At 66.9% G+C, this 22,112-nt stretch carries 25 protein-coding genes; 14 read left to right on the top strand and 11 right to left on the bottom strand.

What is annotated here, in order from left to right:
* Window positions 1-315 precede the first annotated feature (315 nt).
* Both I4484_RS17370 and I4484_RS17365 read left to right on the top strand, forming a co-directional pair.
* Complete coding sequence (locus I4484_RS17370; protein WP_197451098.1) at window positions 316-1,452, top strand: zinc-binding dehydrogenase; 1,137 nt, start codon at window positions 316-318, stop codon at window positions 1,450-1,452.
* Complete coding sequence (locus I4484_RS17365) at window positions 1,449-2,525, top strand: proline racemase family protein (RefSeq protein WP_197448476.1); 1,077 nt, start codon at window positions 1,449-1,451, stop codon at window positions 2,523-2,525. The genes I4484_RS17370 and I4484_RS17365 overlap by 4 nt, the downstream gene beginning before the upstream one ends.
* On the opposite strand, the gene I4484_RS17360 is transcribed toward I4484_RS17365, so the two are convergent.
* Window positions 2,497-3,507 (bottom strand): ion transporter, encoded by a 1,011-nt coding sequence (locus tag I4484_RS17360; protein WP_197448475.1) that lies wholly within the window; start codon window positions 3,505-3,507, stop codon window positions 2,497-2,499. The genes I4484_RS17365 and I4484_RS17360 overlap by 29 nt on opposite strands.
* A gap of 57 nt (window positions 3,508-3,564) precedes the next feature.
* Window positions 3,565-3,978, bottom strand: coding sequence for an alternative ribosome rescue aminoacyl-tRNA hydrolase ArfB (gene arfB, locus I4484_RS17355; protein WP_197448474.1), 414 nt, complete (start codon window positions 3,976-3,978; stop codon window positions 3,565-3,567).
* A 138-nt stretch (window positions 3,979-4,116) separates the two neighbouring features.
* On the opposite strand from arfB, the gene I4484_RS17350 reads away from it, so the two are divergent.
* The gene (locus tag I4484_RS17350) at window positions 4,117-4,749 is read left to right on the top strand and encodes an SDR family oxidoreductase (protein ID WP_197448473.1); all 633 of its coding nucleotides are present in this window, start codon (window positions 4,117-4,119) and stop codon (window positions 4,747-4,749) included.
* Here I4484_RS17350 and I4484_RS17345 read toward each other — a convergent pair.
* Window positions 4,746-5,639 carry a LysR family transcriptional regulator gene (locus I4484_RS17345; protein WP_197448472.1) on the bottom strand — a complete coding sequence of 298 codons (894 nt, stop codon included), beginning with the start codon at window positions 5,637-5,639 and terminating at the stop codon, window positions 4,746-4,748. The genes I4484_RS17350 and I4484_RS17345 overlap by 4 nt on opposite strands.
* 128 nt (window positions 5,640-5,767) lie before the next feature.
* On the opposite strand from I4484_RS17345, the gene blaOXA reads away from it, so the two are divergent.
* Window positions 5,768-6,589 (top strand): class D beta-lactamase, encoded by an 822-nt coding sequence (gene blaOXA, locus I4484_RS17340; protein WP_234283712.1) that lies wholly within the window; start codon window positions 5,768-5,770, stop codon window positions 6,587-6,589.
* 68 nt (window positions 6,590-6,657) lie between these two features.
* On the opposite strand, the gene I4484_RS17335 is transcribed toward blaOXA, so the two are convergent.
* Complete coding sequence (locus tag I4484_RS17335) at window positions 6,658-7,434, bottom strand: DUF1499 domain-containing protein (RefSeq protein WP_197448471.1); 777 nt, start codon at window positions 7,432-7,434, stop codon at window positions 6,658-6,660.
* 155 nt (window positions 7,435-7,589) lie between these two features.
* Between I4484_RS17335 and I4484_RS17330 the strand changes: the two genes are divergently transcribed.
* The 9 genes from I4484_RS17330 (at window position 7,590) to I4484_RS17290 (ending at window position 15,290) form a co-directional block, all read left to right on the top strand.
* The gene (locus I4484_RS17330) at window positions 7,590-7,916 is read left to right on the top strand and encodes a thioredoxin family protein (RefSeq protein WP_197448470.1); all 327 of its coding nucleotides are present in this window, start codon (window positions 7,590-7,592) and stop codon (window positions 7,914-7,916) included.
* A 94-nt stretch (window positions 7,917-8,010) separates the two neighbouring features.
* Window positions 8,011-8,481, top strand: coding sequence for a DUF3618 domain-containing protein (locus tag I4484_RS17325; protein WP_197448469.1), 471 nt, complete (start codon window positions 8,011-8,013; stop codon window positions 8,479-8,481).
* A gap of 129 nt (window positions 8,482-8,610) precedes the next feature.
* Window positions 8,611-9,477 carry a PRC-barrel domain-containing protein gene (locus I4484_RS17320; protein ID WP_197448468.1) on the top strand — a complete coding sequence of 289 codons (867 nt, stop codon included), beginning with the start codon at window positions 8,611-8,613 and terminating at the stop codon, window positions 9,475-9,477.
* A 183-nt stretch (window positions 9,478-9,660) separates the two neighbouring features.
* On the top strand, window positions 9,661-10,953 hold the full coding sequence (locus tag I4484_RS17315; protein ID WP_197448467.1) for a M20/M25/M40 family metallo-hydrolase: 1,293 nt from the start codon (window positions 9,661-9,663) through the stop codon (window positions 10,951-10,953).
* On the top strand, window positions 10,950-11,306 hold the full coding sequence (locus I4484_RS17310; RefSeq protein WP_197448466.1) for a hypothetical protein: 357 nt from the start codon (window positions 10,950-10,952) through the stop codon (window positions 11,304-11,306). Before I4484_RS17315 ends, I4484_RS17310 begins: the two co-directional genes overlap by 4 nt.
* A gap of 165 nt (window positions 11,307-11,471) precedes the next feature.
* Complete coding sequence (locus I4484_RS17305; protein WP_234283711.1) at window positions 11,472-12,260, top strand: endonuclease/exonuclease/phosphatase family protein; 789 nt, start codon at window positions 11,472-11,474, stop codon at window positions 12,258-12,260.
* Window positions 12,257-13,456, top strand: a complete 1,200-nt coding sequence (gene clsB, locus I4484_RS17300) for a cardiolipin synthase ClsB (protein ID WP_197448465.1) — start codon at window positions 12,257-12,259, stop codon at window positions 13,454-13,456. Before I4484_RS17305 ends, clsB begins: the two co-directional genes overlap by 4 nt.
* A gap of 18 nt (window positions 13,457-13,474) precedes the next feature.
* Window positions 13,475-14,455, top strand: coding sequence for a lysylphosphatidylglycerol synthase domain-containing protein (locus I4484_RS17295; RefSeq protein WP_197448464.1), 981 nt, complete (start codon window positions 13,475-13,477; stop codon window positions 14,453-14,455).
* Between the two features lie 88 nt (window positions 14,456-14,543).
* Entirely contained in the window at window positions 14,544-15,290 is a 747-nt protein-coding gene (locus tag I4484_RS17290) for a FadR/GntR family transcriptional regulator (RefSeq protein ID WP_197448463.1), read from the top strand.
* Window positions 15,291-15,309: 19 nt separating this feature from the next.
* On the opposite strand, the gene I4484_RS17285 is transcribed toward I4484_RS17290, so the two are convergent.
* The 7 genes from I4484_RS17285 to I4484_RS17255 all read right to left on the bottom strand — a co-directional run bounded on the left by I4484_RS17285 (window position 15,310) and on the right by I4484_RS17255 (window position 21,431).
* On the bottom strand, window positions 15,310-16,575 hold the full coding sequence (locus I4484_RS17285; RefSeq protein WP_197448462.1) for an allantoate amidohydrolase: 1,266 nt from the start codon (window positions 16,573-16,575) through the stop codon (window positions 15,310-15,312).
* Between the two features lie 17 nt (window positions 16,576-16,592).
* Window positions 16,593-17,294: a DUF1028 domain-containing protein gene (locus I4484_RS17280; protein WP_197448461.1), complete on the bottom strand. Its 702-nt coding sequence runs from the start codon at window positions 17,292-17,294 to the stop codon at window positions 16,593-16,595.
* 9 nt (window positions 17,295-17,303) lie between these two features.
* Entirely contained in the window at window positions 17,304-18,695 is a 1,392-nt protein-coding gene (locus I4484_RS17275) for a YfcC family protein (RefSeq protein ID WP_197448460.1), read from the bottom strand.
* A 355-nt stretch (window positions 18,696-19,050) separates the two neighbouring features.
* Window positions 19,051-19,533, bottom strand: coding sequence for a YbaK/EbsC family protein (locus tag I4484_RS17270; RefSeq protein ID WP_197448459.1), 483 nt, complete (start codon window positions 19,531-19,533; stop codon window positions 19,051-19,053).
* Between the two features lie 260 nt (window positions 19,534-19,793).
* A complete protein-coding gene (locus I4484_RS17265) occupies window positions 19,794-20,213 on the bottom strand; it encodes a VOC family protein (protein ID WP_197448458.1) in 420 nt (139 codons plus the stop codon).
* Window positions 20,214-20,317: 104 nt separating this feature from the next.
* Window positions 20,318-20,785, bottom strand: a complete 468-nt coding sequence (gene bfr / locus I4484_RS17260) for a bacterioferritin (RefSeq protein WP_197448457.1) — start codon at window positions 20,783-20,785, stop codon at window positions 20,318-20,320.
* A gap of 112 nt (window positions 20,786-20,897) precedes the next feature.
* Window positions 20,898-21,431, bottom strand: coding sequence for a YgjV family protein (locus I4484_RS17255; RefSeq protein WP_197448456.1), 534 nt, complete (start codon window positions 21,429-21,431; stop codon window positions 20,898-20,900).
* 97 nt (window positions 21,432-21,528) lie between these two features.
* Here I4484_RS17255 and I4484_RS17250 point away from each other — a divergent pair, with 97 nt between their 5' ends.
* Window positions 21,529-22,104, top strand: a complete 576-nt coding sequence (locus I4484_RS17250; protein WP_197448455.1) for a nucleoside deaminase — start codon at window positions 21,529-21,531, stop codon at window positions 22,102-22,104.
* The last annotated feature ends 8 nt before the right edge of the window (window positions 22,105-22,112 follow it).

Below are 22,112 nucleotides of genomic sequence, written 5' to 3'. Positions count from 1 at the left end.
TCCCCAGTCGCAGCCGCCCAAAACAGAAAAAATACCCAATCATCAACGGTATGCAGTCCCCGGCAGGGCATGATTCAATCTGCCCATATCGACACGCCGGACAGGCTGCCCCACCTCATTCGTTTCCCCCGTTGCACTTCGACCCCGGTCGGCGCGAACCGCGCGCTGGCTCTTCGGCATGTCGTTGCCTGGGGCCGCGCGGCGACGAGGGCAGGGGAGGCTTCGGCCAGGCGTGGAGAGCCAGGTAACCGCCAACGAGGCTCAGCCAGGAGGACCATCGTGCCCACAGAGAACGTACCGACCATTCCGTCCACCATGAACGCCATGGTCCTGACCGGCCACGGCGGGATCGACAAGCTGGTGTATCGCGACGACGTCGCCACCCCCCGTCCGGGCCCGGGCGAGGTGCTGGTGCAGGTCACCGCCACGGCCAAGAACAACACCGACCGCAAGGCCCGCGAGGGGCTCTACCCGACCAAGGACAAGGGCGAGGTGACCTCCTTCGCCATGGGCGGCGAGCCGACCCTGACCTTTCCGCGCATCCAGGGCGCCGACGTGGCCGGGCGCGTGGTGGCGGTGGGCGAGGGCGTCGATGCCGCGCGCATCGGCGAGCGCGGCCTGCTCGACTTCAACCTCTACGCCGATGAGCGCCGCGACATCAACCTGACCCCCGACTACTACGGCCACGGTGCCGATGGCGGCTACGCCGAGTACGTCGCCGTGCCGTCGGACCAGTTCCACCACGTGCCCAACCCCGAGCTCGCCGACGCCGAGCTGGCGGCGATGGGCATGTGTTCCTACCAGACCGGCTACCACATGATGACCTCGGCCAGGGTCGCGGCCGGGGAGCGGGTGCTGGTCAGCGGCGCCAGCGGCGGCGTGGGCGCGGCGCTGATCCAGATGTGCCGCATCGTCGGCGCGATCCCCTACGCCGTGAGCCAGCCCGACAAGGCCGAGGCGCTGCTGGCGCTGGGCGCCGAGGCGGTGATCGACCGCGGTGATCTCTCCACCTTCGTCGAGCGCGTGCTGGACGCCACCGGCGGTGCGCCCATCAACGCGGTGATGGACCTGGTCGGCGGTCAGATGACCGACCTGTTCATCGACACCATGATCGGCGACATGAAGGCGCGCACCACCTACCCGCGACTCTCCATCGCCGGGGCCAGCGGCGGCAACCTCAGCGAGATCATGTGGACCCGCATCTACCTCTACCAGGTGCAGATCTTCGGCGTCTCCCACGGCACCCGCGAGGAGGCCGAGCAGCTCGTCGAGTGGATTCGCGGCGGTCAGCTCAAGCCGGTGCTGCACGCCGCCTTCAAGCTCTCCGAGCTGCACGAGGCGGAGCGCTACTTCGTCAATCGCGGCAGCAACTACCTGGGCAAGATCGTCATCGTGCCCGATTCCCAGTGGGCCGAGCACGGCGCGCCCTTCGCCCTCAAGGAAAACGTATGAGCCACGAACTCACCCTGCAGCTGCTCGACACCCATGCCGGCGGCGACGTCAGCCGAATCGTGATCGGCGGCATCGACCCGCTGCCCGGCGATACCGTGCGCCAGCAGATGGAGTACCTGGAGAACGACGCCGACGGCCTGCGCAAGCTGCTGCTGAACGAGCCCTATGGCATCCCCGAGATGTCGGTGGACCTGATCGTGCCGGCCTGCGATCCCCAGGCACAGATGGGCTACATCATCATGGAAGTGATGGGCTACCCGGTCTATTCCGGCTCCAACACCATCTGTACCGCCACGGCGCTGCTCGAAACCGGGCTGATTCCCAAGCGCGAGGGGATCCAGCACTTCACGCTGGAATCCCCCGCCGGCCTGGTGCAGATCGAAGCGCGGGTCGAGAACGGCGTGGTCGAGGCGATCACCTGCGGCGGGCTGCCCAGCTACATCGACACCCACCGGGCGCAGATCCACGTGCCCGGCGTGGGCGACGTGACCTACAGCATCGCCTACAGCGGCGGGTTCTATGCCCTGGTGGACGCGACCGAGCTCGGCTTCTCGCTCAAGCGCGAGGAGGAGCGCGCGCTGGCCGAGTGCGCGCATCGCATCGTCGAGGCGATCCAGGCCCACAGCGGCTTCTCGCACTACACCCTGGGCGACGTCGGGCCGCTGCCGTTCCTGCACTTCATGGGGCCGGTGGAACAGATTGCCGACGACTTCTACCGCTCGCGCTCGACCACCTACGTGCATCCCGGCGTGATCTGCCGCAGCACCACCGGTACCGGTACCTCGGCGCGGCTGGCGCTGATGCACTATGAGGGCACCATCAAGCCCGGCGACAAGCTGGAGACCGTCTCCCTGCGCGAGACGGGCTTCATCGGCGAAGTCGTCGCGGTGCGCGAGGCCGGCGGCAAGCATCAGGTGGTGGAGAACACCATTACCGGCAAGAGCTACGTGCTGGCGCGCTCGGAGATCGTGGTCAACTGCGACGACCCGATGGTGGATTGTGGCGGCGTGCACCACATTCTCAGTGATCGTCATCCCGTGGCGGTCAATCGTAGCGACGCCGCCACTGCTTGACGGCGATCTGTTCCTTCATCAGTTCGAGCATGTCGACGAGCACCTGTTCGGTCACCCGATCGGTGTGCTCGTCGACCTGCAGCCAGGTATCGAAGCCGCTGTCGGCCAGACGTTCCACCAGGGCGGTGAACTCCGGCGAGCGCAACCCTTCCATGGCCTCGTGGACCAGGCGGCAGGCCAGCTCCGAGAGGCTCGACTGCATGCTGCGGGCCACGGCATCGCCCATCGGCAGCCTGCGCAGACGGCGTATCTCCTGGCTCTCCGCCACGGTGCGGCCGACCAGGGCGCTGACGTAGCGCATCGTCTCCTCGCGGTTGCGCGCATAGGCGTTGCCGGTCATCTCCTCCAGGCGCTGGCTGAGTTCGCGGATCAACTGCTGCTTGCGCGGCATCACCACCCGGTCGATGACACGGGTCGACAGGGAATCGCTGGAACGGATCTGCTCCTGCATGTTGCCCAGCAGGCGTAGCGCCACGCGATCGGACAGTTCCTCCATCAGGATGTCGTAATACTTGGCGAAGAACGCGTAGAGCTGCCAGCGACGCATGTCGATCAGGCCCAGGCGCTGCAGGCGGGTCAGCAGCGAGATGACGCGCAGGATGCGCAGCAGGCGAAAGCCGCTCAGCGGGATGCAGCCCAGCACGTCGTACCAGTGCACGAAGGGGTAGAAGAACCAGCGGTGATAGCGGCGCTCGGCGATGGCCGCGGCCCAGCCCAGCAGCACGTCGAGCACGAAGACGGCGACGAAGACCAGGTCGATCTCGATGAAGTTGGCGTGCACGTGGCGGTCGTAGGCGCCGTGCAGCCCCGGTGCCACGGCGGCGAAGGCATCGTTGAGGGGAGGCAGCAGGAACAGGCTGTCGAACAGCAGCAGTGTCAGGTTGGCCACCACCAGCACCATGACCAGCAGGTCCCATACCAGATGCAGGCGCTCCAGCGCGGGATTCAGCGGTCGCGAGACGGTTCTCGACGGCGTGGGCATGGGAGCTCCTTGGCGCGAAGGGCACGCTATGGCGTTAAGCCTAGCAGCCTCGCCTCCTTACGGTTTCACCTTGCTGCGCAGCGCCTTGGTCTGCCCCTTCTTCGTCTTGCGATCCATGCGTTTGCGCTGCGAGGCGCGGGTCGGCTTGGTCGGCTTGCGTGCCTTGCGCGTCTTCACCGCCTCCAGGATCAGCGCCTTGAGGCGCGCCAGGGCATCCTCGCGGTTCTGCTCGAAGGTGCGGTGGCTCTGGGCCTTGATCACCACCACGCCCTCCTTGGTGATGCGCTGGTCGGAGAGCGCCAGCAGCCGCTCCTTGTAGAACGGAGGCAGGCTCGACGCGGAAATGTCGAAGCGCAAGTGCACCGCGGAAGCCACTTTGTTGACGTTCTGGCCGCCTGCGCCCTGGGCGCGGATCTGGGTGATCTCGATCTCGTGGTCGGGCAGTTCCACGTGGTGGTTGAGTCGCAGCATGTCGGCCTCGTGCGCTTGATGGGTCGCCTGGCAGCGTCACAGGCTAGCACACCGTCCCCCCTCGGGCCGCCTGGAGGCCCGCGCCGGCATCGGCTAGGCTGCCGGAAAGCCACGATGCCGACGGCGGGAGAGACGCGAATGACCACCTTGGTAATCGGAGCCAACGGCCAGATCGGTCGGCAATTCTGTGAGCTGGCCCAGGCCGTGGGCCTACCCATCCGGGCCATGGTTCGCGCAGCGGAACAGCAGCCATGGTTCGGCGAACGCGGCATCGACACCGTGGTTGCCGACCTGGAGGACGACTTCAAGCACGCCTGCGACGGCTGCGACCAGATCGTCTTCACGGCCGGCTCGGGGCCCCACACCGGCCCGGACAAGACGCTGTTGATCGATCTCCACGGTGCCATCCGCGCCACCGACCTGGCCTGCGAGCGCGGCGTGTCACGCTTGCTGATGGTCAGCGCCATGCGTGCCGAAAAGCCGCTCGAGGCGCCCGAGGCGCTGCGCCCCTACATGGTGGCCAAGCACGCCGCGGATGCGCACCTGCGCAGCTCGGCCGAGCCTCACGTGCTCCTCAAGCCGGGGCGGCTGGTGGATGCGCCCGCCACCCAGCGGGTCGCCACCTCCCTGGAGGAGAGCGGCGGCGAAAACCGCGTCTCGCGCGCCAACGTCGCCCATGCCCTGGTGCACCTTGCCCAGGCGCGCGACCTGCTCAACCGCGAGTACGTCCTGCTCGATGGCGAACGCCCCATCGTCGAGGCGCTGAGCTAGGCCGCGTGGCCGTAGGCCAGATGGATCTCGTCGAACAGCCACGCCTCGAAAGCCTCCATGGCGGCGCTGGGCGGGCGCGACTTGAGCCGGGTGAGCCAGTAGCTGCCGAGCGCAGCGTGAATGGCAAAGGGCTGCACGATCTCACCGCTGCCCAACTGGCGAGCGAACATCCGCGGCGGGGCGAGCGCCACGCCCACCCCCTGGACCGCCGCCTCCAGCATCGCCAATGAGGAGTCGAAAGTGACGCCATGGGCTCGCGCCGGGGGGCGTGACACGCCGGCGGCGACGAACCAGTGCGCCCACTCGTTCTCGCGATAGGAGCGCAGCAGGGTGTGGCGGGCCAGGTCCGCCGGCGCCCCGAGTGAGGCGGCCAGGCGAGGCGTACACAGGGGCGAGAGCGGCGCATCGAAGAGCCGCTGCGCCTCGAGCCCGTGCCAGGCGCCGTCACCGAAGCGGATGGCGCAGTCCAACCCCTCGATCGCCATGTCGACCCGGTTGTTGTGGGTCGACAGGCGTATCTCGATCAACGGGTGGCCGGCCTGGAAGCGCGCCAGGCGCGGCAGCAGCCAGCCCACGGCAAACGTACCCACGGCCCCGACGTTGAGAATGTCACGCACCCTGCCGCCCTCGAGCCGCTCCAGCATGTTCGCCATGCGATCGAAGGCGTCGCGCGTCACCGGCAGCAGCGCCTCGCCCTCCGCGGTGATCATCAGCCCGCGGGGCAGGCGCTTGAACAGCGCCGTGCCTAACCGTTCTTCCAGCAGCTTGACCTGGTGGCTCACCGCCGCCTGGGTCACGTTCAGCTCGTCGGCGGCGCGGGTGAAGCTCAGATGGCGTGCCGAGGCCTCGAAGGCACGCAGGGCATTGAGCGGCAGGTAAGGTCTCGTCATAAGCCCAAGCTCAGTTTATGGCACCTGCAAGATATCATGGTTTGTGAGCTTGCATGCCATCCCGCTAATCTGCCATCCGACGCGTCGCCAACCCTTGAATACCATAATCCTGACGAGTGGATGGAACCATGATTCTGAAGACGACACCCATAAAAGCATTGATGGCCGGCGTCCTGCTGCTGGCGCTGGCGCCCTTGAGCGCCACGGCCGAGACCTGGCAGGAACGCGACGACTGGGGCGAGATCTTCCGCGCCAACGAGGCCAGCGGCACGCTGCTGGTGGTCGACAGGCGCGACGGTGCCGCCACCGCGCTGGTGCATGACGGCGAACGGGCCCGGCAACGCTTCGTACCCGCCTCCACCTTCAAGATCCCCCACACCCTGTTCGCCCTGGACGCCGGCGTGGTGGAGGATGAATTCCAGGTCTTCGCCTGGGATGGCGTCGAGCGAGAGTTTCCGCCGTGGAACGGTGATCAGGATCTGCGCTCGGGCATGCGCAACTCGGTGGTGTGGCTCTACCAGCATTTCGCCCGTGAGCTGGGCGAGGAGCGCGAGCGCGACTACCTGGCGCGGCTCGGCTACGGCAACGCCGAGATCGGCGACCGCCTCGAGCACTTCTGGCTGGAGGAGAACCTGCTGGAGATCTCCGCCGAGGAACAGATCGCCTTCCTCGAGCGGCTCTACCGCAACGAGCTTCCGTTCGACGAGGCCGACCAGCGGCTGGTCAAGGACCTGATGGTCGTCGGCGCCGGCAATGACTGGATCCTGCGCGGCAAGACCGGCTGGTCCGGCCAGCTCGGTTGGTGGGTGGGTTGGGTGGAGCGCCCCAGCGGCCCGGTGTTCTTCGCCCTCAACATGGAAACGCCCAACCGTATGGCCGACCTGCCCAAGCGCCAGGGCATCGTCGCCGAGGCACTGCGCACCATCGAGGCGTTGCCGCCCGAGGCATGAGCCTCACGGGCTCTCGGCCGGCAAGCGGGACCGGCCGGGAGCCGCTCCGTCGGCGACGGGGCGAGGCATCAGCCGGTGCGTCGCTCCAGCGCCTCGAAGTAGTCGCGAATCCGTTGCGCATTGGCCCCCGCGTCGCCGCGCCCCAGGCGCGAGGCCGAGCGCACGTCGACCCGTATGCCGTCGGGCTGCTGGGTCAGGCGTACCACCACGTCATCCTCGAAGCCGAACCAGGTCGTGGTCGCCGTGGCCTCGATGGTATCCACCGCGTCGATGTTGATGTCGGCGATCTCCCAGCCCATGTCCAGCACCGCGGCTTCGGCGGCGGCGCGTACCGTCGCCAGGGGCAGGGGGAAGTGGCGTGGCTGGATGTCGGGATAGGCCTCGCGCTGACGGCGCGCGAACGATTCGCCGGGGTAGTCGACGGCGTTGGGCGCGGCCTCGCGTTCCTGGGCCAGGGCCACGAATGCCGGCGGGTCCTCCATGTCGGTGGTGATGTCGTGGATGGGCGGTGCCGACTGCGCGCGCTGCCAGTAGGTCCAGGGAATTGCCAGCAGGGCAATGGTTGCCGCGATGGTGAATAGCGCCGACCAGACGACGCCCCTGCGGCGACACAGCAACGCCACCAACAGCGCCAGCAGGGCGACCGCAATGGCGGCCAGCCCCAGCAGGGCACCGAAACGCAGCACGTTGAAGGCGGCACCCAGCGTCAGCAGCTCCAGCCGATAGGCGGGGCCGGCGCCGGCCAGCCCCAGCGCGGCCAACAGCAGCAGCAGGACGCCGAACCCGGCGATGCGTGACGGCCATCGCCCGCCGCGCTGGCGGTGTTGGCGTTTCAGTACGGACATGGATCCCTCCGCTAGCGGCAGAACGATATCCCTAGCATATCCGTGCGGGCAGCGGCCTGCCGCATCCGGGATGCATTTTGCAACATCCCGCCGGGGCCGGTGGCTGCTATCGTTCACTTCAGGCTTGGGCAAACCGAGGCCGAGGAGGACGAAGCATGACCATGCAGAGCGAATACATGGCGCCGGCGCCCAGTCTCGAGGAGGTGTGCTCCCTCGCGGGCGTCACCGTACTCGAGTTCGGTACTCCCTGGTGCGGCTATTGCCAGATCGCCCAACCCGGGCTCGAGCAGGCCCTGGCGCGGCGCCACGACGTGCACCACCTCAAGGTGGAGGATGGCCCGGGGCGGCGTCTGGGGCGGGCATTTCGCGTCAGGCTCTGGCCGACCCTGGTGTTTCTCCTTGACGGCGAAGAGGTGGCACGGCTGGTGCGCCCAGCCAGTGGCGAAGCCATCGAGCAGACCCTCGCGCGCGTGGTGGCATGAACGGGCGCGGCGGCCAGCGACTTGACGAGGCCAGCACGGGCAGCCAGCTTGAGACGAGGGAGATCACCAACGGCGAAGCCAAGGAGGCGTGAACATGAGCCGTTATCAGCAACGCCGGGTAGACGAGCTCGAGGCCGACATTCGTCAATCCCGGGCCCACCTCGACGACACCTTGCATGAACTCGAGCGCCGCCTCTCGCCGGCTCGGCTCAGGCGGAGCGTCGCCGCACACTTGCCCAGCCGTCACGGTGCGAGGCCGGGGTTTCTCGCCGGCCTGGGCCGTTCGATTCGCGAACATCCCGTGCCGGTGCTGGTGACCGGCATCGGTCTGGGCTGGCTGGTCGCCTCCCAACTGCGCGCCGGCTCGCATGGGCGTGCGGGTGCGGACGGAGCGGACTCGACGCTACCGGCCCGCCAGGAGGCACCTCAGCGCATGGTCGCCACCCACCTGGGCACCCAGCAGGGGCGGGGAGTGCACTCGACGCATCGGCCGGATGTGGTCGGCCAGGCCACCCATCTCGGTACCGGCCAGGGGTGGCAGGGGTACGTCTATCCCGGGGCATGAGCCTGGGCCCGCCAGTGGTCGGCGACATCGGATTGCTCTGGGTTACGTTTTGATTCGTTGTGTTTCTGGCCGTTCGGGGTAGGGGCCATCTAATCTTGAGGGAAGAGGCTACCCAAGGAGGTAAGCGCCATGAAAAGGACATTACTGGCGATCGCCATCGGTGCCATCTCCGCCGGACTCGTCGGTGGCGCCCTGGCCCAGGACGACGAGACCGCGACCAGCGGTGACACCGCCGAGAGCGAAGAGCAGGCGACCGAGACCCAGCAGGCCCAGGAGGAGAGCGAGCGGCCCGAGGAGGCGCAGGAGGCTGCGGCCGAGGAGGGCGAGCAGCCCGACGTTTCGGTAAGCGAGGAGGAGTTGCCGGACGACGGCGTCGATGCCGAGGACTACGAGGAGGCCAGTGACGAGGGCGCCAGCGACGAGGGCGCCAGCGACGAGGGCGATCGGGCCGAGACCAACGGCGAGGAGGCGCCAGCCGACGCAGCGCCCGAGGCGGCCGGCGACGACGAGGAAATGCAGACCGACCCGGGCGAGCAGGCGACGTCAGCCGAACCCGATGCCCAGCAGCAAGACACCGAGGGCGACCAGGCCCAGGAGGACGAGCAGGCGGCCGAGGGCGATGACGAGGCGGGCTTCGAGGAGAGTGGCCCGCAGGAGGCCCCGCTCGACTCGACGCTCGCTTCCATGCAGGTCAGCGAGATCGAAGGCATGACCATCGTCAATGCCGAGGGCGAGACGATCGGTGAAGCCAGAAGCGTGCTGCGTCACGACGACAGCGGCGATCTGCACGTCGTCGTCACGGTGGGCGGCTTCTGGATCTTCGGCGGCTCCGATGTCGCCCTGCCGCTGGCCGACATGCAGGTCGAAGGCGAGCAACTGGTGCTGCAGCAGAGCATCGGCGAGGAGGAGCTCGATGCCCTGTCCTCCGATTACGACGAGGACCGCTACAGCGAAGTCGACGGCGACATGACTCTGTCCGAAGCGACGGAGCGCTGAGCCCTCCGCTGGCATGAGCAGCGTGGGTGACGCTAATGAAGGCAAGGCCGTCTGGTCTTGCCTTCGCTTTGCCCGGCCGGAACGGGCGCCGCTGTGCCGTGTCGCGGCCCGCCCCGCCGGGCCATGCGGGGCGAGGTCTGGCAGACTACGCTGACATCATCCCGATACGAGAAAGGAAGCCACATGAGCGAGACGAACACGCCCTGGGCCGAGCCCATGCCGGAGACGCAGTTCACCCTGATGCGGCGGATCCTGGATGCGCCCAGCCCCGTGGGGCTGGAAGGCGCGATGACCTACGGCGTGCTCAAGCCCCATTTCGAGCGCTTCGCGCCGCAGGGCTGGCACATGCACCAGTACAAGGGGCACGCCGGGGTGGTATGGGACACCCACCCGGACCGCGACGACCTGTTCAAGGTGATGCTCATCGGCCATGCCGACAAGATTCGCATGCAGGTGCGTTCGATCGGCGATGACGGCAAGATCTGGATCAATACCGACGCCTTCCTGCCCAACGTGCTGGTCGGCCACGAGGTCAAGCTGTTCAGCGAGGACCCCGAGGTCCCGGGGCGCTACCGCATCATCCAGGGCGGCACGGTGGAGGCGCTGGGGGCCATTCACTTCTCCGACGCCGCCCAGCGTGAAGGCAGCAAGGGCATCAAGAAGGAGCAGATCTACCTCGACCTGCAGATCCACGGCGAGAACAAGAAGCAGCAGGTGCTCAACCTGGGCGTGCGTCCCGGCGACGCGATCGTCTTCGACCGTCCCATCCGTCACGGCTTCAGCCCCGACACCTTCTACGGCGCCTACCTGGACAACGGGCTCGGCTGCTTCGTCACCGCCGAAGTGGCGCGGCTGATCGCCGAGGCGGGCGGCACCGAGAAGGTACGCGTGCTGTTTGCCATCGCCAGCTACGAGGAGATCGGCCGCTTCGGCAGCCGCGTGCTGGCCGGCGAGCTCAGGCCCGATGTGGTGATCGGTGTCGACGTGAACCACGACTACGTGGCCGCACCCGGCATCGGCGAACGGCGCATGCAACCGCTGGAGATGGGCAGGGGCTTCACCCTGTCGGTGGGCGCAATTGCCAGCGAGCAGCTCAATCGCATCATCGAGGCCGCGGCCCGGGAGCACGGCATCCCCATGCAGCGTGACATCGTCGGCGCTGACACCGGCACCGACGGCATGGCCGGTGTGCTGGCCGCCATCGACTGCGCCGCCACCTCCATCGGTTTCCCCATCCGCAACATGCATACCATCTCGGAGACCGGCAACACCCAGGACGTGCTTGCCGCCATCCACGTCCTCACCCGCACGCTCCAGGCGCTGGACGCCCTGCCCGACCCGCATCGCGAGTTCCTCGACAACCACCCGCGGCTCGACCAGGCCGAACGCCTGACGCACCAGGGCTCGGCCAAGCCCGAGGAGGACGAGGGCGACAGGCGCACGCCACGAGGCGTCCGGCAGAAGCATCCCTCATGACCGCTCTCCTGCTGGCCGCGCCGGCCCGCCGCCTGCTCGAGGCGGCCCCGGCCTCGGCGCTGCCGCTGACCTACCGGGGGCTCGCCGAGGCGCTGGGGCTCACCCCGCCGCACACCATCCAGCGTGTGGCCCAGGCGCTCGAGGCGTTGATGCGCGAGGATGCCGAGCGGGGCCGGCCGTTCGTCGCTGCCCTGGTGGTCAGCCGGCGCGGCGGCCTGCCGGCGCCAGGCTTCTTCGAGCTGGCCGTGCAACTGGGCCGTTTCCCCGCCGACCCGGCCCGGCATGCCGAGGCGTATCGCGAGGAGTTCCGCCGCGCGCTGGCCGAGCGGCCTGGCGCCGGCCCGGGCTCATGACCGGCGCAGCGGATCGAGCAGGGCGCCGCGATCGGCAATTCCCAGCCGGCGCAAGCACAGGGAAAAGCCCGCCGGCCTTACGCTTAACTTTCCTTCAACTGCTAAGCTTTCCTTGACCGGGCGGCCAGATACGCCTCGTCAGAACACGGGAAAAGGATATCGGCAGTGAGTGTGACGGAACGGAAGCCGCAACAGGAACTGCAGCAAACAGCACCGGTGAAGTCGCTGCGGGTCATGACGCTCAACGTGCACAAGGGGTTCAACCTGTTCAACCGGCGTCATATCCTGCCGGAGCTGCGCGACGCCGTGACCACCCTCTCGGCCGACCTGGTGTTCCTGCAAGAGGTGCACGGCGAGCACAGGAAACATCCCCTGCGCTTTCGCGATTGGCCGGGTGTGCCGCAGTACGAATACCTGGCCGATACCATGTGGCCCGATTTCGCCTATGGCCGCAACGCCGTCTACCCCGACGGCGACCACGGCAACGCGCTGTTGTCGCATTACCCGATCCTCACGTACGAGAACCGGGATGTCTCCATCCACGGCACCGAGCGGCGGGGGCTCCTCCACTGCCAGCTGGCGGTTCCGGGGCAGGCGACGGTGCATGCGGTGTGCGTCCATCTCGGCCTGCGCCAACGGCACCGCCTGCAGCAGTTGCGGCTGCTGTGCGAGCTGATGGATTCGCTGCCCGGCGATGATGCGGTCATCGTCGCCGGTGATTTCAACGACTGGCGCCTGAAGGCCGACGGCGTACTGGCCGAATGCGGCCTGCGCGAGGCGTTCGCGAATTGCCGGGGGCGCCCCGCGAAGACGTTTCCGGCGCACTGGCCCCTGCTGCGCCTGGACCGCATCTACGTGCGCAATGCCACGTGCCGAAACCCGAGAGCCCTCTATCGCAAGCCGTGGTCGCATCTCTCCGACCATGTCCCACTCATTGCAGAGATAGGCCTGTGAAATTCCAATGGAAGGAAGGCAATCAAGCCGAGCTGTTGATCAATGGAAGCCAGTATTTTCCCGACGTGTTCGAGGCGATACGCTCGGCGCGACGGGAAATCCTGATCGAGACGTTCATCATCTTCGACGATGAGGTCGGCCAGGCACTCAAGGAGGCCCTGCTCGAGGCTGCGGCCCGGGAGGTACGCATCGAGGTCACGGTGGACGGCTACGGCACGGCGGACCTGGGCGACGAGTACATTGCCGAGCTGACCGAGGCCGGTGTGAACATGCATATCTACGACCCGCGGCCGCGTCGCCTGGGCGTGCGTACCAACCTGTTCCGTCGCCTGCACCGCAAGATCGTGGTGGTGGACGGCGAGGTGGCCTACATCAGCGGGATCAACTTCGGCTGGGACCACCTGCCCGAGAAATACACCATGGGCAAGCAGGACTACGGCGTACGCGTGCGCGGGCCGATCGTCGAGGATATCCGTCGTGCCGCCACGGCACTGCTGCTGGAGCACCAGGCCGTAGAAGGGCTGCCGCAGACACTCGTCGAGACTTCGCCCGACGGGCAAGCCGCCATGCACCTGGCCATCCGCGACAACGACCAGCATCGTACCGACATCGAAGACCACTACCTGGAGGCGATTCGAACGGCCAGGACGCGGCTGATGATCGCCAATGCCTATTTCTTCCCGAGCTACCACCTCTGGCGTGAGCTGCGTAACGCCTCGCGGCGGGGCGTCGAAGTGATCCTCATTCTCCAGGGCCGCCCCGACATGCCCTGGGCACGGATGTTCTCCAGCTCGCTGTACAGCTATCTGCTCAAGGATGGCATTCGCATCTACGAGTACAAGGAACATCCCCTGCACGGCAAGATCGCCATTGCCGACGACGACTGGGCGACGGTGGGGTCGAGCAATCTCGACCCGCTCAGCCTCTCGCTCAACCTCGAGGCCAACCTGTTCATCCGGGATACCGGCCTCAACCGGCAGATCCACGAGCACCTGACCGAGCTGATCGAGAACAGCTGCCGCCTGATCACGCCCGAAGCCGCGGAGAAGGGGCGCTGGTGGCGGGCGCCGCTGATGTTCGTGAGCTTCCACTTCCTGCGCCACTTCCCCCTCAGCGCGGGCTGGAGCCCCGGCCACACACCCCGGCTCGAACCGTTGACGCCCAAGCAGCGCCCGGGGCAGCGGGCGCTGGATTGAGGCCTGCGAGGTCACGCCATGAAGGTATCCGTCATCGACAGGCTCAAGCCATCCCGAACCTGGCGCCGCTGGCTGAAGCGGGGCGTCACGCTGGCCTTCTTCGTGCTGGTCGCGGTGCTGCTGTTCTCGCTGGCGCGCAACGTCGACTGGCCCGAAGTCGTCGAGACCCTGCGCAGCTACAGCCCCCTGCTGCTGCTGGCCGGGGTAGGCATTACCGCGGCCAGCCACGCCGCCTTCAGCGGCTACGACCTGCTGGGCAAGCGTTACACCGGCCACGAGCTACCGGCCTGGCGCGTCCTGCTGGTGGCCTCCGTGTGCTACGCCTTCAACCTGAACCTCGGCGCCTGGGTGGGGGGGCTGGCGATGCGCTATCGCCTCTACACCCGCCTGGGACTCGGGGTCAGCACCGTGACGCGAATACTCAGCGTCAGCCTGATCGCCAACTGGCTGGGCTACATGATCCTCGCCGGCACCGTTTTCTCCTTTCGGCTGCTCGGCCTGCCGTCGTCCTGGGAAATCGGCGCTACGGGGTTGCAGCTCATCGGTTTCGGGCTGCTGGGTATCTCGTGCGCCTACTTGGCCGCCTGCCGCTTCTCCAAGCGACGCGTATGGCACGTGCGGGGCCACGAGGTCGTGCTGCCCCCGCTCAAGTTGGCCTTGATGCAGGCGGCCCTGGGAGCAGCGAACTGGTTACTGATGGGCATGCTGATCTACCTGCTGCTGCCGCAGGGGCTGTTCTTTCCCAGCATCCTCGGCATCCTGCTGATCAGTGCCATCGCCGGTGTGATCACGCACATTCCCGCCGGCCTCGGGGTGCTGGAAGCGGTGTTCCTCGCGCTGTTGCAACATGAGGTCGCCAAGAGCGAGATCCTCGCCGCCCTGATCGCCTATCGCGCCCTCTACTTCCTGTTGCCCCTGTTGGTGGCCTGCGTGGGGTACCTGATGCTGGAGCGAAAGGGCAGGCGGCGGAAGCGGGAGGAGGCCAGGCAGCGCGGCTGACATGCCAGGGGTGACCGGCGGGCATGGCCTGTTCGCTTCACCACGAATGGCTTACCCTTGGCCTCCTGACATCGGCATGAGAGTTTCTATGGCGGGTTCTGCATCGCGTCGCCTTCCCTATCACGTCGCGGATACCATCAAGGGCTGGATCGTGGATCGCCAGCTGATGCCGGGGGACCGTCTGCCCAGCGAGGCCGAGCTGATGGAAACCCTGGGCGTCTCCAAGGGCACCATTCGGGAGAGCACCCGTGTCCTCGAGGCGCAGGGGCTGGTGGTGACGCGTACCGGCCCCGGCGGCGGTGTCTTCGTGTGCAAGATGAGCGAGGCGAAGGCGACCTCGCTGCTCAGCCACTATTTCTATTTCCAGGACATCTCGATCCGCGACATCTACCAGATCCGTGTGGCGCTGGAACCGGAGCTCGCCGCGTCGCTGGCCGGCAGGGTCTGCGCCGATGACCTGGCTCGTCTGCGCGAAAGCCTGCACAGCTACGCCACGCCGGCGCCCGACATGGAGACCGAGCGCCAGCAGCACATCGACTCGCTGCGCTTCCACGAGATGCTCGCCGAGCTGGCGGGGGGCAACCCGCTGCTGTCGTTCATCATTCGCTTCACCGTGCAGGTGCTCTCCGACCTCACCGTCTACCGGCGACTCTACGAGCCGGGCGACCACCAGATCGGCCCCACCGGCTGCCAGTACCACGCCCGGCTGCTGGACGCCATCGAGGCGGGGGACGCCGACTTGGCCCGTGAGCTGATGCGCGAACACATGCTCTCGGCCCAGGCGGTGATGAACGACAACGAGGCCCAGGTGCGGCGCGGCTTCCTGACCGACTGAGGCGGCCCCGTGCCGGACCTCAGGTCGGGGGGCCGGCCTGCGCGGAAGCGCCCAGGTCGGTGAGGAAGCGCATCAGCACCTGGGTGGCACGACCGGCGTCTTCCCCACTGATGGCTTCGTCCGGGTGATGACTCAGGCCGTCCCGGCAGCGTACGAAGAGCATGCCGATATCGGTGAGGTCATGCATCGCCAGGCCGTCATGACCGGCGCCGCTGAACAGGCGCTCGGCGGGTTCGCCGCAGCCCCGGCACGCCTTCTCCAGGGCCTCGATCAACCAGTCGGCGCAGGCGACGGCCTCGGCCTGGTACGTGGGCTCGACCGACAGCTCGAGCCCGCGGGCCTCGGCGTGTCGCTCGAAGGCCTCGAGAATCTCCCGGCGCCCCCGCTCGCGCACGTCGGCATCAGGGGAGCGCAGCTCCAGCGTGAAGGTCACCTCGGCGGGTATCACGTTCACGGCATTGGGCCTGACCTCCAGCTTGCCCACCACGCCGACAAGTTCCTCGGTGGCGTTCAGGATCCTGTCCGCTTCCACCACCATCCCGGCCGCGCCGACCAGCGCATCCCGGCGGCCCGCCATCGGCGTGGTGCCGGCGTGGCCGGCCTTGCCCGTCACGCGCATGCGGTGGCGCTCGATCCCGGTCAGCGCGGTGACGACGCCCACGGCATGGTCGCGCTGCTCCAGCACCGGGCCCTGTTCAATATGCACTTCCACGAAGCCAAGCACCTGCTCAGGATTGCGGGCCAACTCGGGAATCCTTGCCGGGTCGCCGCCAAACCCCTTGAGCGCCTCGCCGAGCGTCACGCCGTCGGTGTCTCGCGCCTCGAGGCTTGCCGGGTCGAAGGTGCCGGCGAGGGCACGGCTGCCGACCAGGGTCGACTGGAAACGGGTGCCCTCCTCGTCGCCGAAGGCGACCACCTCGATCCCATAGGGCAGCTCGGTGCCGGCCTCCTTCAAGGCCTGCAGGGCCTGCAGCGGCAGGGCGACGCCCAGCATGCCGTCGTACTTGCCGCCTTCGACCACCGTGTCCTGATGGGAGCCCATGATCAGGGTCTTTTCGCCCGCCATGGCACGTGCATTGCGCCCCACCAGATTGCCGGAGGCGTCGAGTTCCGGTGTCAGCCCGGCCTGGCGCATCCAATCGGCAATCAGCTCCAGTACCGCACGATGCTCATCGGAACAGAACAGCCGCGTGACGCCCGGGCCGGGCCGGGAGTGGCGCGCGGCCTCGTCCAGGCGCGCCATCAGTTGCCGGCCCAGGGCCATCTGCGTCGTGGAATCGATCATGCTGTTCTCCTGAATCATCATTTCGTGGGCAGCGAGGCGAGAAAGGCGGCGAACGCCGGCTCGCGCACGCGGCGTGCCAGGGCCCGCAGCGCGCCGGCCGGGTCGTCGTCCCAGTCCACCCGCAGGTCGATGGGGGCGGCATCGAAGGACTCGACGCGCAGGGCGGCCGAGCGGGTGCCGCGGCTGTCACCGCCGGCCTGCAGGGCGGCTTCCAGGGCCTCGATCAGGGTCTCCGGCAAGTGCGTCTCGTAGGCGTCGCGGTAGCGCGGCGCGGCTCCCTGTGCCCATACCGCGTCGGGGTTGCTGCAGGTCAGCGTCAGAAAGCGTCTCAGCAGTATCTCCACCACCGTTGCATCCGCCAGCAGGTTGCCGGCCGCGGCGACGGTGGGGCGCAGCTCGGCGGCCACCAGCGGCCGGTTCTCGCTGCCGGAGTGCACCGCCGCCCGGCCGCCGGCATCCATCACCAGGCATTGTCGGCGTGCCGCGCCGTCGTCCTGTCGGGTCACCTGCTCGAGGGCTGTCTGCGCCGTATGCCCTTGCTCGAGCGCGTGGCGAACACCCTCGGGATACCAGGGATTCGTCGCCAGCCCCTGGGTGGCGCAGGCACCCAGGCCGCGCCAGGCATGGTGCACGTAGCCGCCCACCGCGACGCCGCCGGTGGCCGTCAGCACGGCGACCGTGCCGGTGGCCGGCTGCACGTGGAGCAATGACAGCGTCACGGCTTGGGCTCAGTAACCGGCGTAGTGGCCGATCACCAGGCCGACCCAGGCCAGGGCGTAGACCAGCACCATGAAGGGCAGGATCGCCTTCAGCCACGCCACGTAGGAGACCCGCCCCAGGGCCAGCATGGCCAGGGTGCCGCCGGAGGTAGGCACGATCAGGTTGGTCAGGCCATCGCCGACCTGGAAGGCGGTGATCATCAGTTGGCGGCTCATCCCCACCAGATCGGCCACCGGGATCAGGATCGGCATGGTAACCAGGGCCTGCCCGGAGCCGGAGGGCACGAAGAGATTGATCGCGCCCTGTACCACGCTGGCCATGATCGCCGACAGGGCACCGGGTATGCCCTGGATCAGGCCGCTCAGCCCGTGCACGATGGTGTCGATGATCTGGGCCTGGTTGAGGATCACCTGGATGGAAGCGGCCAGGCCGATCACCAGCGCGCCGGCGGTCACCTTGGAGGCGCCCTCCATCATCTGCTTGACGATCTCGTTGGCGGAGAGCCCGTTGACGATACCGATCACGATGGCAATGAGCAGGAACATGCCGGCGATCTCGTTGATGTACCAGCCCTGGGTGAAAACACCCACCAGCATGGCCGCCAGGCCCAGGATGAACACGCCCAGGGTCAGCTTGTTCTGCCTGGTCAGGCGGTACTCATCCAGCGACTTGGTCATGGCCTTGGCGTTGTCCGGCTCCTCGAAGTCCATTCTGACCACCCACTTGCAGATGTAGAGCGACAGCAGGGCCAGGGAAGAGACCACCAGCAGGGCGCGCAGCCAGGCACCGGAGAAGGTGGGCAGCTCGGCGATTCCCTGGGCCACGCCCACGGTGTAGGGGTTGATCGGCGAAAGCGCGAAGCCGATGCCGATGCCGCCGACGGCCATGGTGGTACCGACCAGGCTGGAGCAGCCGATGGCGCTGGCGATCAGCACGGCGATGGGCACCAGGGCGATATTGTTCTCGAAGCCCACGGCCACGCCGAAGAAGCCGTAGATGAAGGTGCCGGCGGTGATGATGATGTTGCGTCGTTCGACGCCGACCCGGTTCACCGCCACGCCGATCGCATTCTCCAGGGCGCCGGTGCGCTGGAGGATATGGAACAGGCCACCGGCAATGAACACGATGAACAGATAGAGCGACGCCTCGTTCAGGCCACGAGGCACCGCCACGAAGATATCGAAGGGCGAAATGGCATCCACATCGGGAAGGTATTCGAAGGACTCCGGCACCACCCGGGTGCGTCCGTCCTGCTCGACCCGCTCGTACTCACCCGCCGGCACCACGAAGGTGAGGGCATAGGTGGCCAGCAGAATCAGGAAGATCAAGACCATGGGGTCGGGTACCGTCTGGTACCACTTCTTCTTGCGCTGTGTCAGCGCCTGCTCGGTTGTCTGCATGTCGTTGTCCTTGTTCGCCGGGCGCCGGCGAGGGGAGTACCGACGCATACCTGAAATTTATCATGATAAATTTCAGGGTCAAGGAACGAGGGGAGTCCGGATTGACGCTTCTGTGGTTTTCGGAGGGTCTCAGGACCGCTTCTTGAAATCAGCGATACCGACCAGGCGTGGCCCCACCGCCAGCTCGCCCTGACCGAGCGGGGGCGGGGCGTGCGCGGCGGAGCGACTGGCTCGGCCTCGCGTTAGCCGAGCGATGGGCAGGTGGAACTGGTAGGCCCAGGGCGTTGTGAAGGCGCCTGGGTTCCCGTGGGCCTAGCCGCGAGCTCCGCCGTGTTCCCGTGCCAATGCGACGGGCTCAGTCGCTCTCGGCCGGCTCCGGCAGCGCGCAGACATCGACCCATTCGGCGCCGACCAGCCTACCCAAGCGCTCCGGCGCGATACGTACCGCACTGTTGAGCGAGCCGGCGGCGGGCAGCACCTCGTCGTAAGACATGAGTGAAGCGTCGCAATAGATCGGCAGCGGCGTGGCCAGGCCGAACGGGCAGACCCCTCCCACCGGATGACCGGTCAGTGCCAGCACCGTCTCGGCATCGAGCATCTTGGCCTTAGCACCGAAGGTGGAGCGCAGCTTGCGATTATCGAAGCGCGCATCGCCGCCGGCCACGACCAGCACCTGGCGCTCACCGACCCGAAAGGCGAGGGTCTTGGCAATCTGCCTCGGGGCGACACCATGGGCCTCGGCGGCCAGCGCCACGGTGGAAGTGCTGGCCTCGAGCTCGATGATTTCAAGATCGGGTGCATGCTCGGCAAGAAAGGTCCGCACGCTCTCCAGGCTCATCGGTTCTCTCCTCGGGAAATGGCAAGGCGACCAGCTTAACGCGCCATCGCCCGTTGGGGCAGCCGCGGTGTGCCTGAAGCGTGCAAGGCGAGTGGCGTCTACCCACGGCTCGACTCCTGGCTCAGCCCGCCAGCAGCGCCGCGATGAAGCAACCGCAAGCGACCGTCGACGCGACCGTGCGTACATCCGCAACCGATGGCGGAAAACCACGGAATCAACGACAGCATGCGGCTGCCTCCCTTGTCTCGTGGCGCTTCCTGTCAGCCTGTCGCTCCATCCTGGGGAATGGCCGTCGGGTCCATCCAGAATGACTCCCAGACGTGGCCGTCGGGGTCCGCAAGCGAGCGACCGTACATGAAACCATGATCCTGGGGCGGGTTGATGTCCGCCGTGCCGCCATTGGCCGCAGCTGCCTCGCACATGGCATCCACCGCCGTGCGGTCATCAGAGGAGAGGGCCAGCATCACCTCGCTGGAATCGGCCGGCGGAATCGGGCGGTCGGTGAAGGTGCGCCACTTGGCATGGGTGAGCAGCATCACATGGATCGTCTCGCTCAGCACCATGCACGCCGCCGTTTCATCGGTGAAGTTGGGGTTGTTGGTAAAGCCGAGCGCCGCATAGAACGCCATCGATTTCTCGAGATCGGCAACGGGTAGGTTCACAAAGATCATGCGCGACATGGCAGGCTCCTGTTGAGTGGGAGAGGGTAAGTACACTCCTGTATCGGATGGGGCCGCGCGGTTTCGACAGCAAGCGGAAAAGGCGCCCGTCGGGCGCCCCGGGCCTACATCTGCGAGAGCAGGTAGTTCGGCTTGCCCAGCATCTTGATCAGCCGCAGCTGCTGCTCCAGCCAGTAGGCGTGATCCTCCTCGGTGTCGGCCAGCAGGCCCACCAGCACGTTGCGGGTCTGGAAGTCCTGCTCCTGCTCGCACTGGGCGATGGCCTCCTTCAGGGCGTCGCCTACCTCGTACTCGAGCTGGAGGTCGTTGCCGAGCATCTCTTCCACGTCCTGGCCGACGCGCACCGGGGTGCGGGTGTGCATGTCGGGTTTACCTTCCAGGAACAGGATCCGCTCGATCAACTGCTTGGCATGCCCTTTCTCATCGTCGAACTCATGGGCGATGCGCTCGTAGAGCTTGGTGAGGCCCCAGTCGGCGTACATCTCGGAGTGGATGAAGTACTGATCCATGGCGGCGAGCTCCGCCGCGAGCAGCCCGTTCAGGGCGTCGATGATCTTCTGCTTGCCTTTCATGCGGATCCTTTCCATTAGCTAGGGGAACGTCGATATCCTATGCTGAACTGCAGGTAGGGTCAATTTTTCCTTTAAATTCAGCTGGTTGTAATTGTCTTGCATGCGATTCGCATTAGGTTTCGCTTGCCGGATACTGGACTCGAGCATCGCGCCTCAAGCGCAGCATGGTGAACACATTGGTCAGGAAGATCAGGCTCTCGGCGACGGTGCCGCCAATGGAACCCGCCAGGACATTGCTGGCGACCCAGCACAGCGCTGCTCCGGCCAGGGCGAGGCGCATGGGAATGCCGCTCAGCATGAACATGCCGTAGGTGCCCAGCAGGCCCGCGGCCAGTGCCGGGATGTCGCGTGGGCCGCTCCAGGTCAGCGCGGCCACCGCCAGGGTAGCGAGCAGCATGCCGAGCATGAGGGCGCGGTTGCGCCGGAAGCGCCGCACCAGGGCGATGCGCAGCACGATCAGCGCCGAGATGCCGGCGGCCACCCAGCTCTCGAACAGCGCGAACTGCGCGGCGAAGGCCACGTTGGCGAACAGCAGCAGCACGAACAGCCTATCGTCGCGCTTGCTGGCAAAGGCCACGATGCACAGGGTCAGGGCCACCAGGCTGACGCCCTGGCCCAGCAGCCATCTCAGGCCGATCTCTTCCATGGGCGCATCCATCATCGGCTAATGAGGGAGGAGATTAGCACGGCAATGATCGGCTTTGCTGGTACGATTCCCGGTATGGCCATGCATAGGAGGCGACATGGAAACACTATTGGACTCACGCTCGGAGATAACGGAGGCCGCTCTGACCGCCATCGCCCACATGCCGACGGCGAGCCTGGCGGTGCTGATGGACGAGGCGTTCGCCCAGCGTCTTAGCGACGCCGACCTTATGCGAATTGCGGTACTGCTGGCGCAGAAGAGCCGTGACGAAGGTGGCTGCCCCATCGGTGCGGTGATCATCGACAACACCACGCGGCGCATTCTCGGCAAGGGGCACAATACCCTGGTGCAGGAGAATCATCCCTACAACCATGGCGAGACCTCTGCCATCCGCGATGCCGGCCGCCAGGATTTCAGCCGCACCACGCTCTTCACCTCGCTCAGCCCCTGCGCGATCTGCGCGACCCTGCTCTACATGCGCGGCTTCTCCCGCGTGGTGGTGGGAGACGTCACCAACGCCTCGGGTACGGAACCCCTGCTGCGTGAAAAGGGCGTTCAGGTAGACATCCTGGAGGATTCGCGCGGCATCGAACTCTATGCCCGCTTCCGGGCCGAGCGACCCGAACTGGATCTCGAGGACTGGAAGGGCGTGAGAGCCAAACGCGAGCCGTAACGTCGCAG

The sequence above is a fragment of the Halomonas sp. SS10-MC5 genome (assembly GCF_015992245.1).
GTDB lineage: Bacteria > Pseudomonadota > Gammaproteobacteria > Pseudomonadales > Halomonadaceae > Halomonas > Halomonas sulfidoxydans.
Note: the sequence above shows the minus strand (reverse complement) of the source record. Positions and strands in the feature narration are given on the sequence as shown.

Coding starts and splice junctions, on each gene's coding strand:
- I4484_RS17370 (WP_197451098.1), top strand. CDS start 316: ATGAACGCCATGGTCCTGACCGGCCACGGCGGGATCGACAAGCTGGTG.
- I4484_RS17365 (WP_197448476.1), top strand. CDS start 1,449: ATGAGCCACGAACTCACCCTGCAGCTGCTCGACACCCATGCCGGCGGC.
- I4484_RS17360 (WP_197448475.1), bottom strand. CDS start 3,507: ATGCCCACGCCGTCGAGAACCGTCTCGCGACCGCTGAATCCCGCGCTG.
- arfB (WP_197448474.1), bottom strand. CDS start 3,978: ATGCTGCGACTCAACCACCACGTGGAACTGCCCGACCACGAGATCGAG.
- I4484_RS17350 (WP_197448473.1), top strand. CDS start 4,117: ATGACCACCTTGGTAATCGGAGCCAACGGCCAGATCGGTCGGCAATTC.
- I4484_RS17345 (WP_197448472.1), bottom strand. CDS start 5,639: ATGACGAGACCTTACCTGCCGCTCAATGCCCTGCGTGCCTTCGAGGCC.
- blaOXA (WP_234283712.1), top strand. CDS start 5,768: ATGATTCTGAAGACGACACCCATAAAAGCATTGATGGCCGGCGTCCTG.
- I4484_RS17335 (WP_197448471.1), bottom strand. CDS start 7,434: ATGTCCGTACTGAAACGCCAACACCGCCAGCGCGGCGGGCGATGGCCG.
- I4484_RS17330 (WP_197448470.1), top strand. CDS start 7,590: ATGACCATGCAGAGCGAATACATGGCGCCGGCGCCCAGTCTCGAGGAG.
- I4484_RS17325 (WP_197448469.1), top strand. CDS start 8,011: ATGAGCCGTTATCAGCAACGCCGGGTAGACGAGCTCGAGGCCGACATT.
- I4484_RS17320 (WP_197448468.1), top strand. CDS start 8,611: ATGAAAAGGACATTACTGGCGATCGCCATCGGTGCCATCTCCGCCGGA.
- I4484_RS17315 (WP_197448467.1), top strand. CDS start 9,661: ATGAGCGAGACGAACACGCCCTGGGCCGAGCCCATGCCGGAGACGCAG.
- I4484_RS17310 (WP_197448466.1), top strand. CDS start 10,950: ATGACCGCTCTCCTGCTGGCCGCGCCGGCCCGCCGCCTGCTCGAGGCG.
- I4484_RS17295 (WP_197448464.1), top strand. CDS start 13,475: ATGAAGGTATCCGTCATCGACAGGCTCAAGCCATCCCGAACCTGGCGC.
- I4484_RS17290 (WP_197448463.1), top strand. CDS start 14,544: ATGGCGGGTTCTGCATCGCGTCGCCTTCCCTATCACGTCGCGGATACC.
- I4484_RS17285 (WP_197448462.1), bottom strand. CDS start 16,575: ATGATCGATTCCACGACGCAGATGGCCCTGGGCCGGCAACTGATGGCG.
- I4484_RS17275 (WP_197448460.1), bottom strand. CDS start 18,695: ATGCAGACAACCGAGCAGGCGCTGACACAGCGCAAGAAGAAGTGGTAC.
- I4484_RS17270 (WP_197448459.1), bottom strand. CDS start 19,533: ATGAGCCTGGAGAGCGTGCGGACCTTTCTTGCCGAGCATGCACCCGAT.
- I4484_RS17265 (WP_197448458.1), bottom strand. CDS start 20,213: ATGTCGCGCATGATCTTTGTGAACCTACCCGTTGCCGATCTCGAGAAA.
- bfr (WP_197448457.1), bottom strand. CDS start 20,785: ATGAAAGGCAAGCAGAAGATCATCGACGCCCTGAACGGGCTGCTCGCG.
- I4484_RS17255 (WP_197448456.1), bottom strand. CDS start 21,431: ATGGAAGAGATCGGCCTGAGATGGCTGCTGGGCCAGGGCGTCAGCCTG.
- I4484_RS17250 (WP_197448455.1), top strand. CDS start 21,529: ATGGAAACACTATTGGACTCACGCTCGGAGATAACGGAGGCCGCTCTG.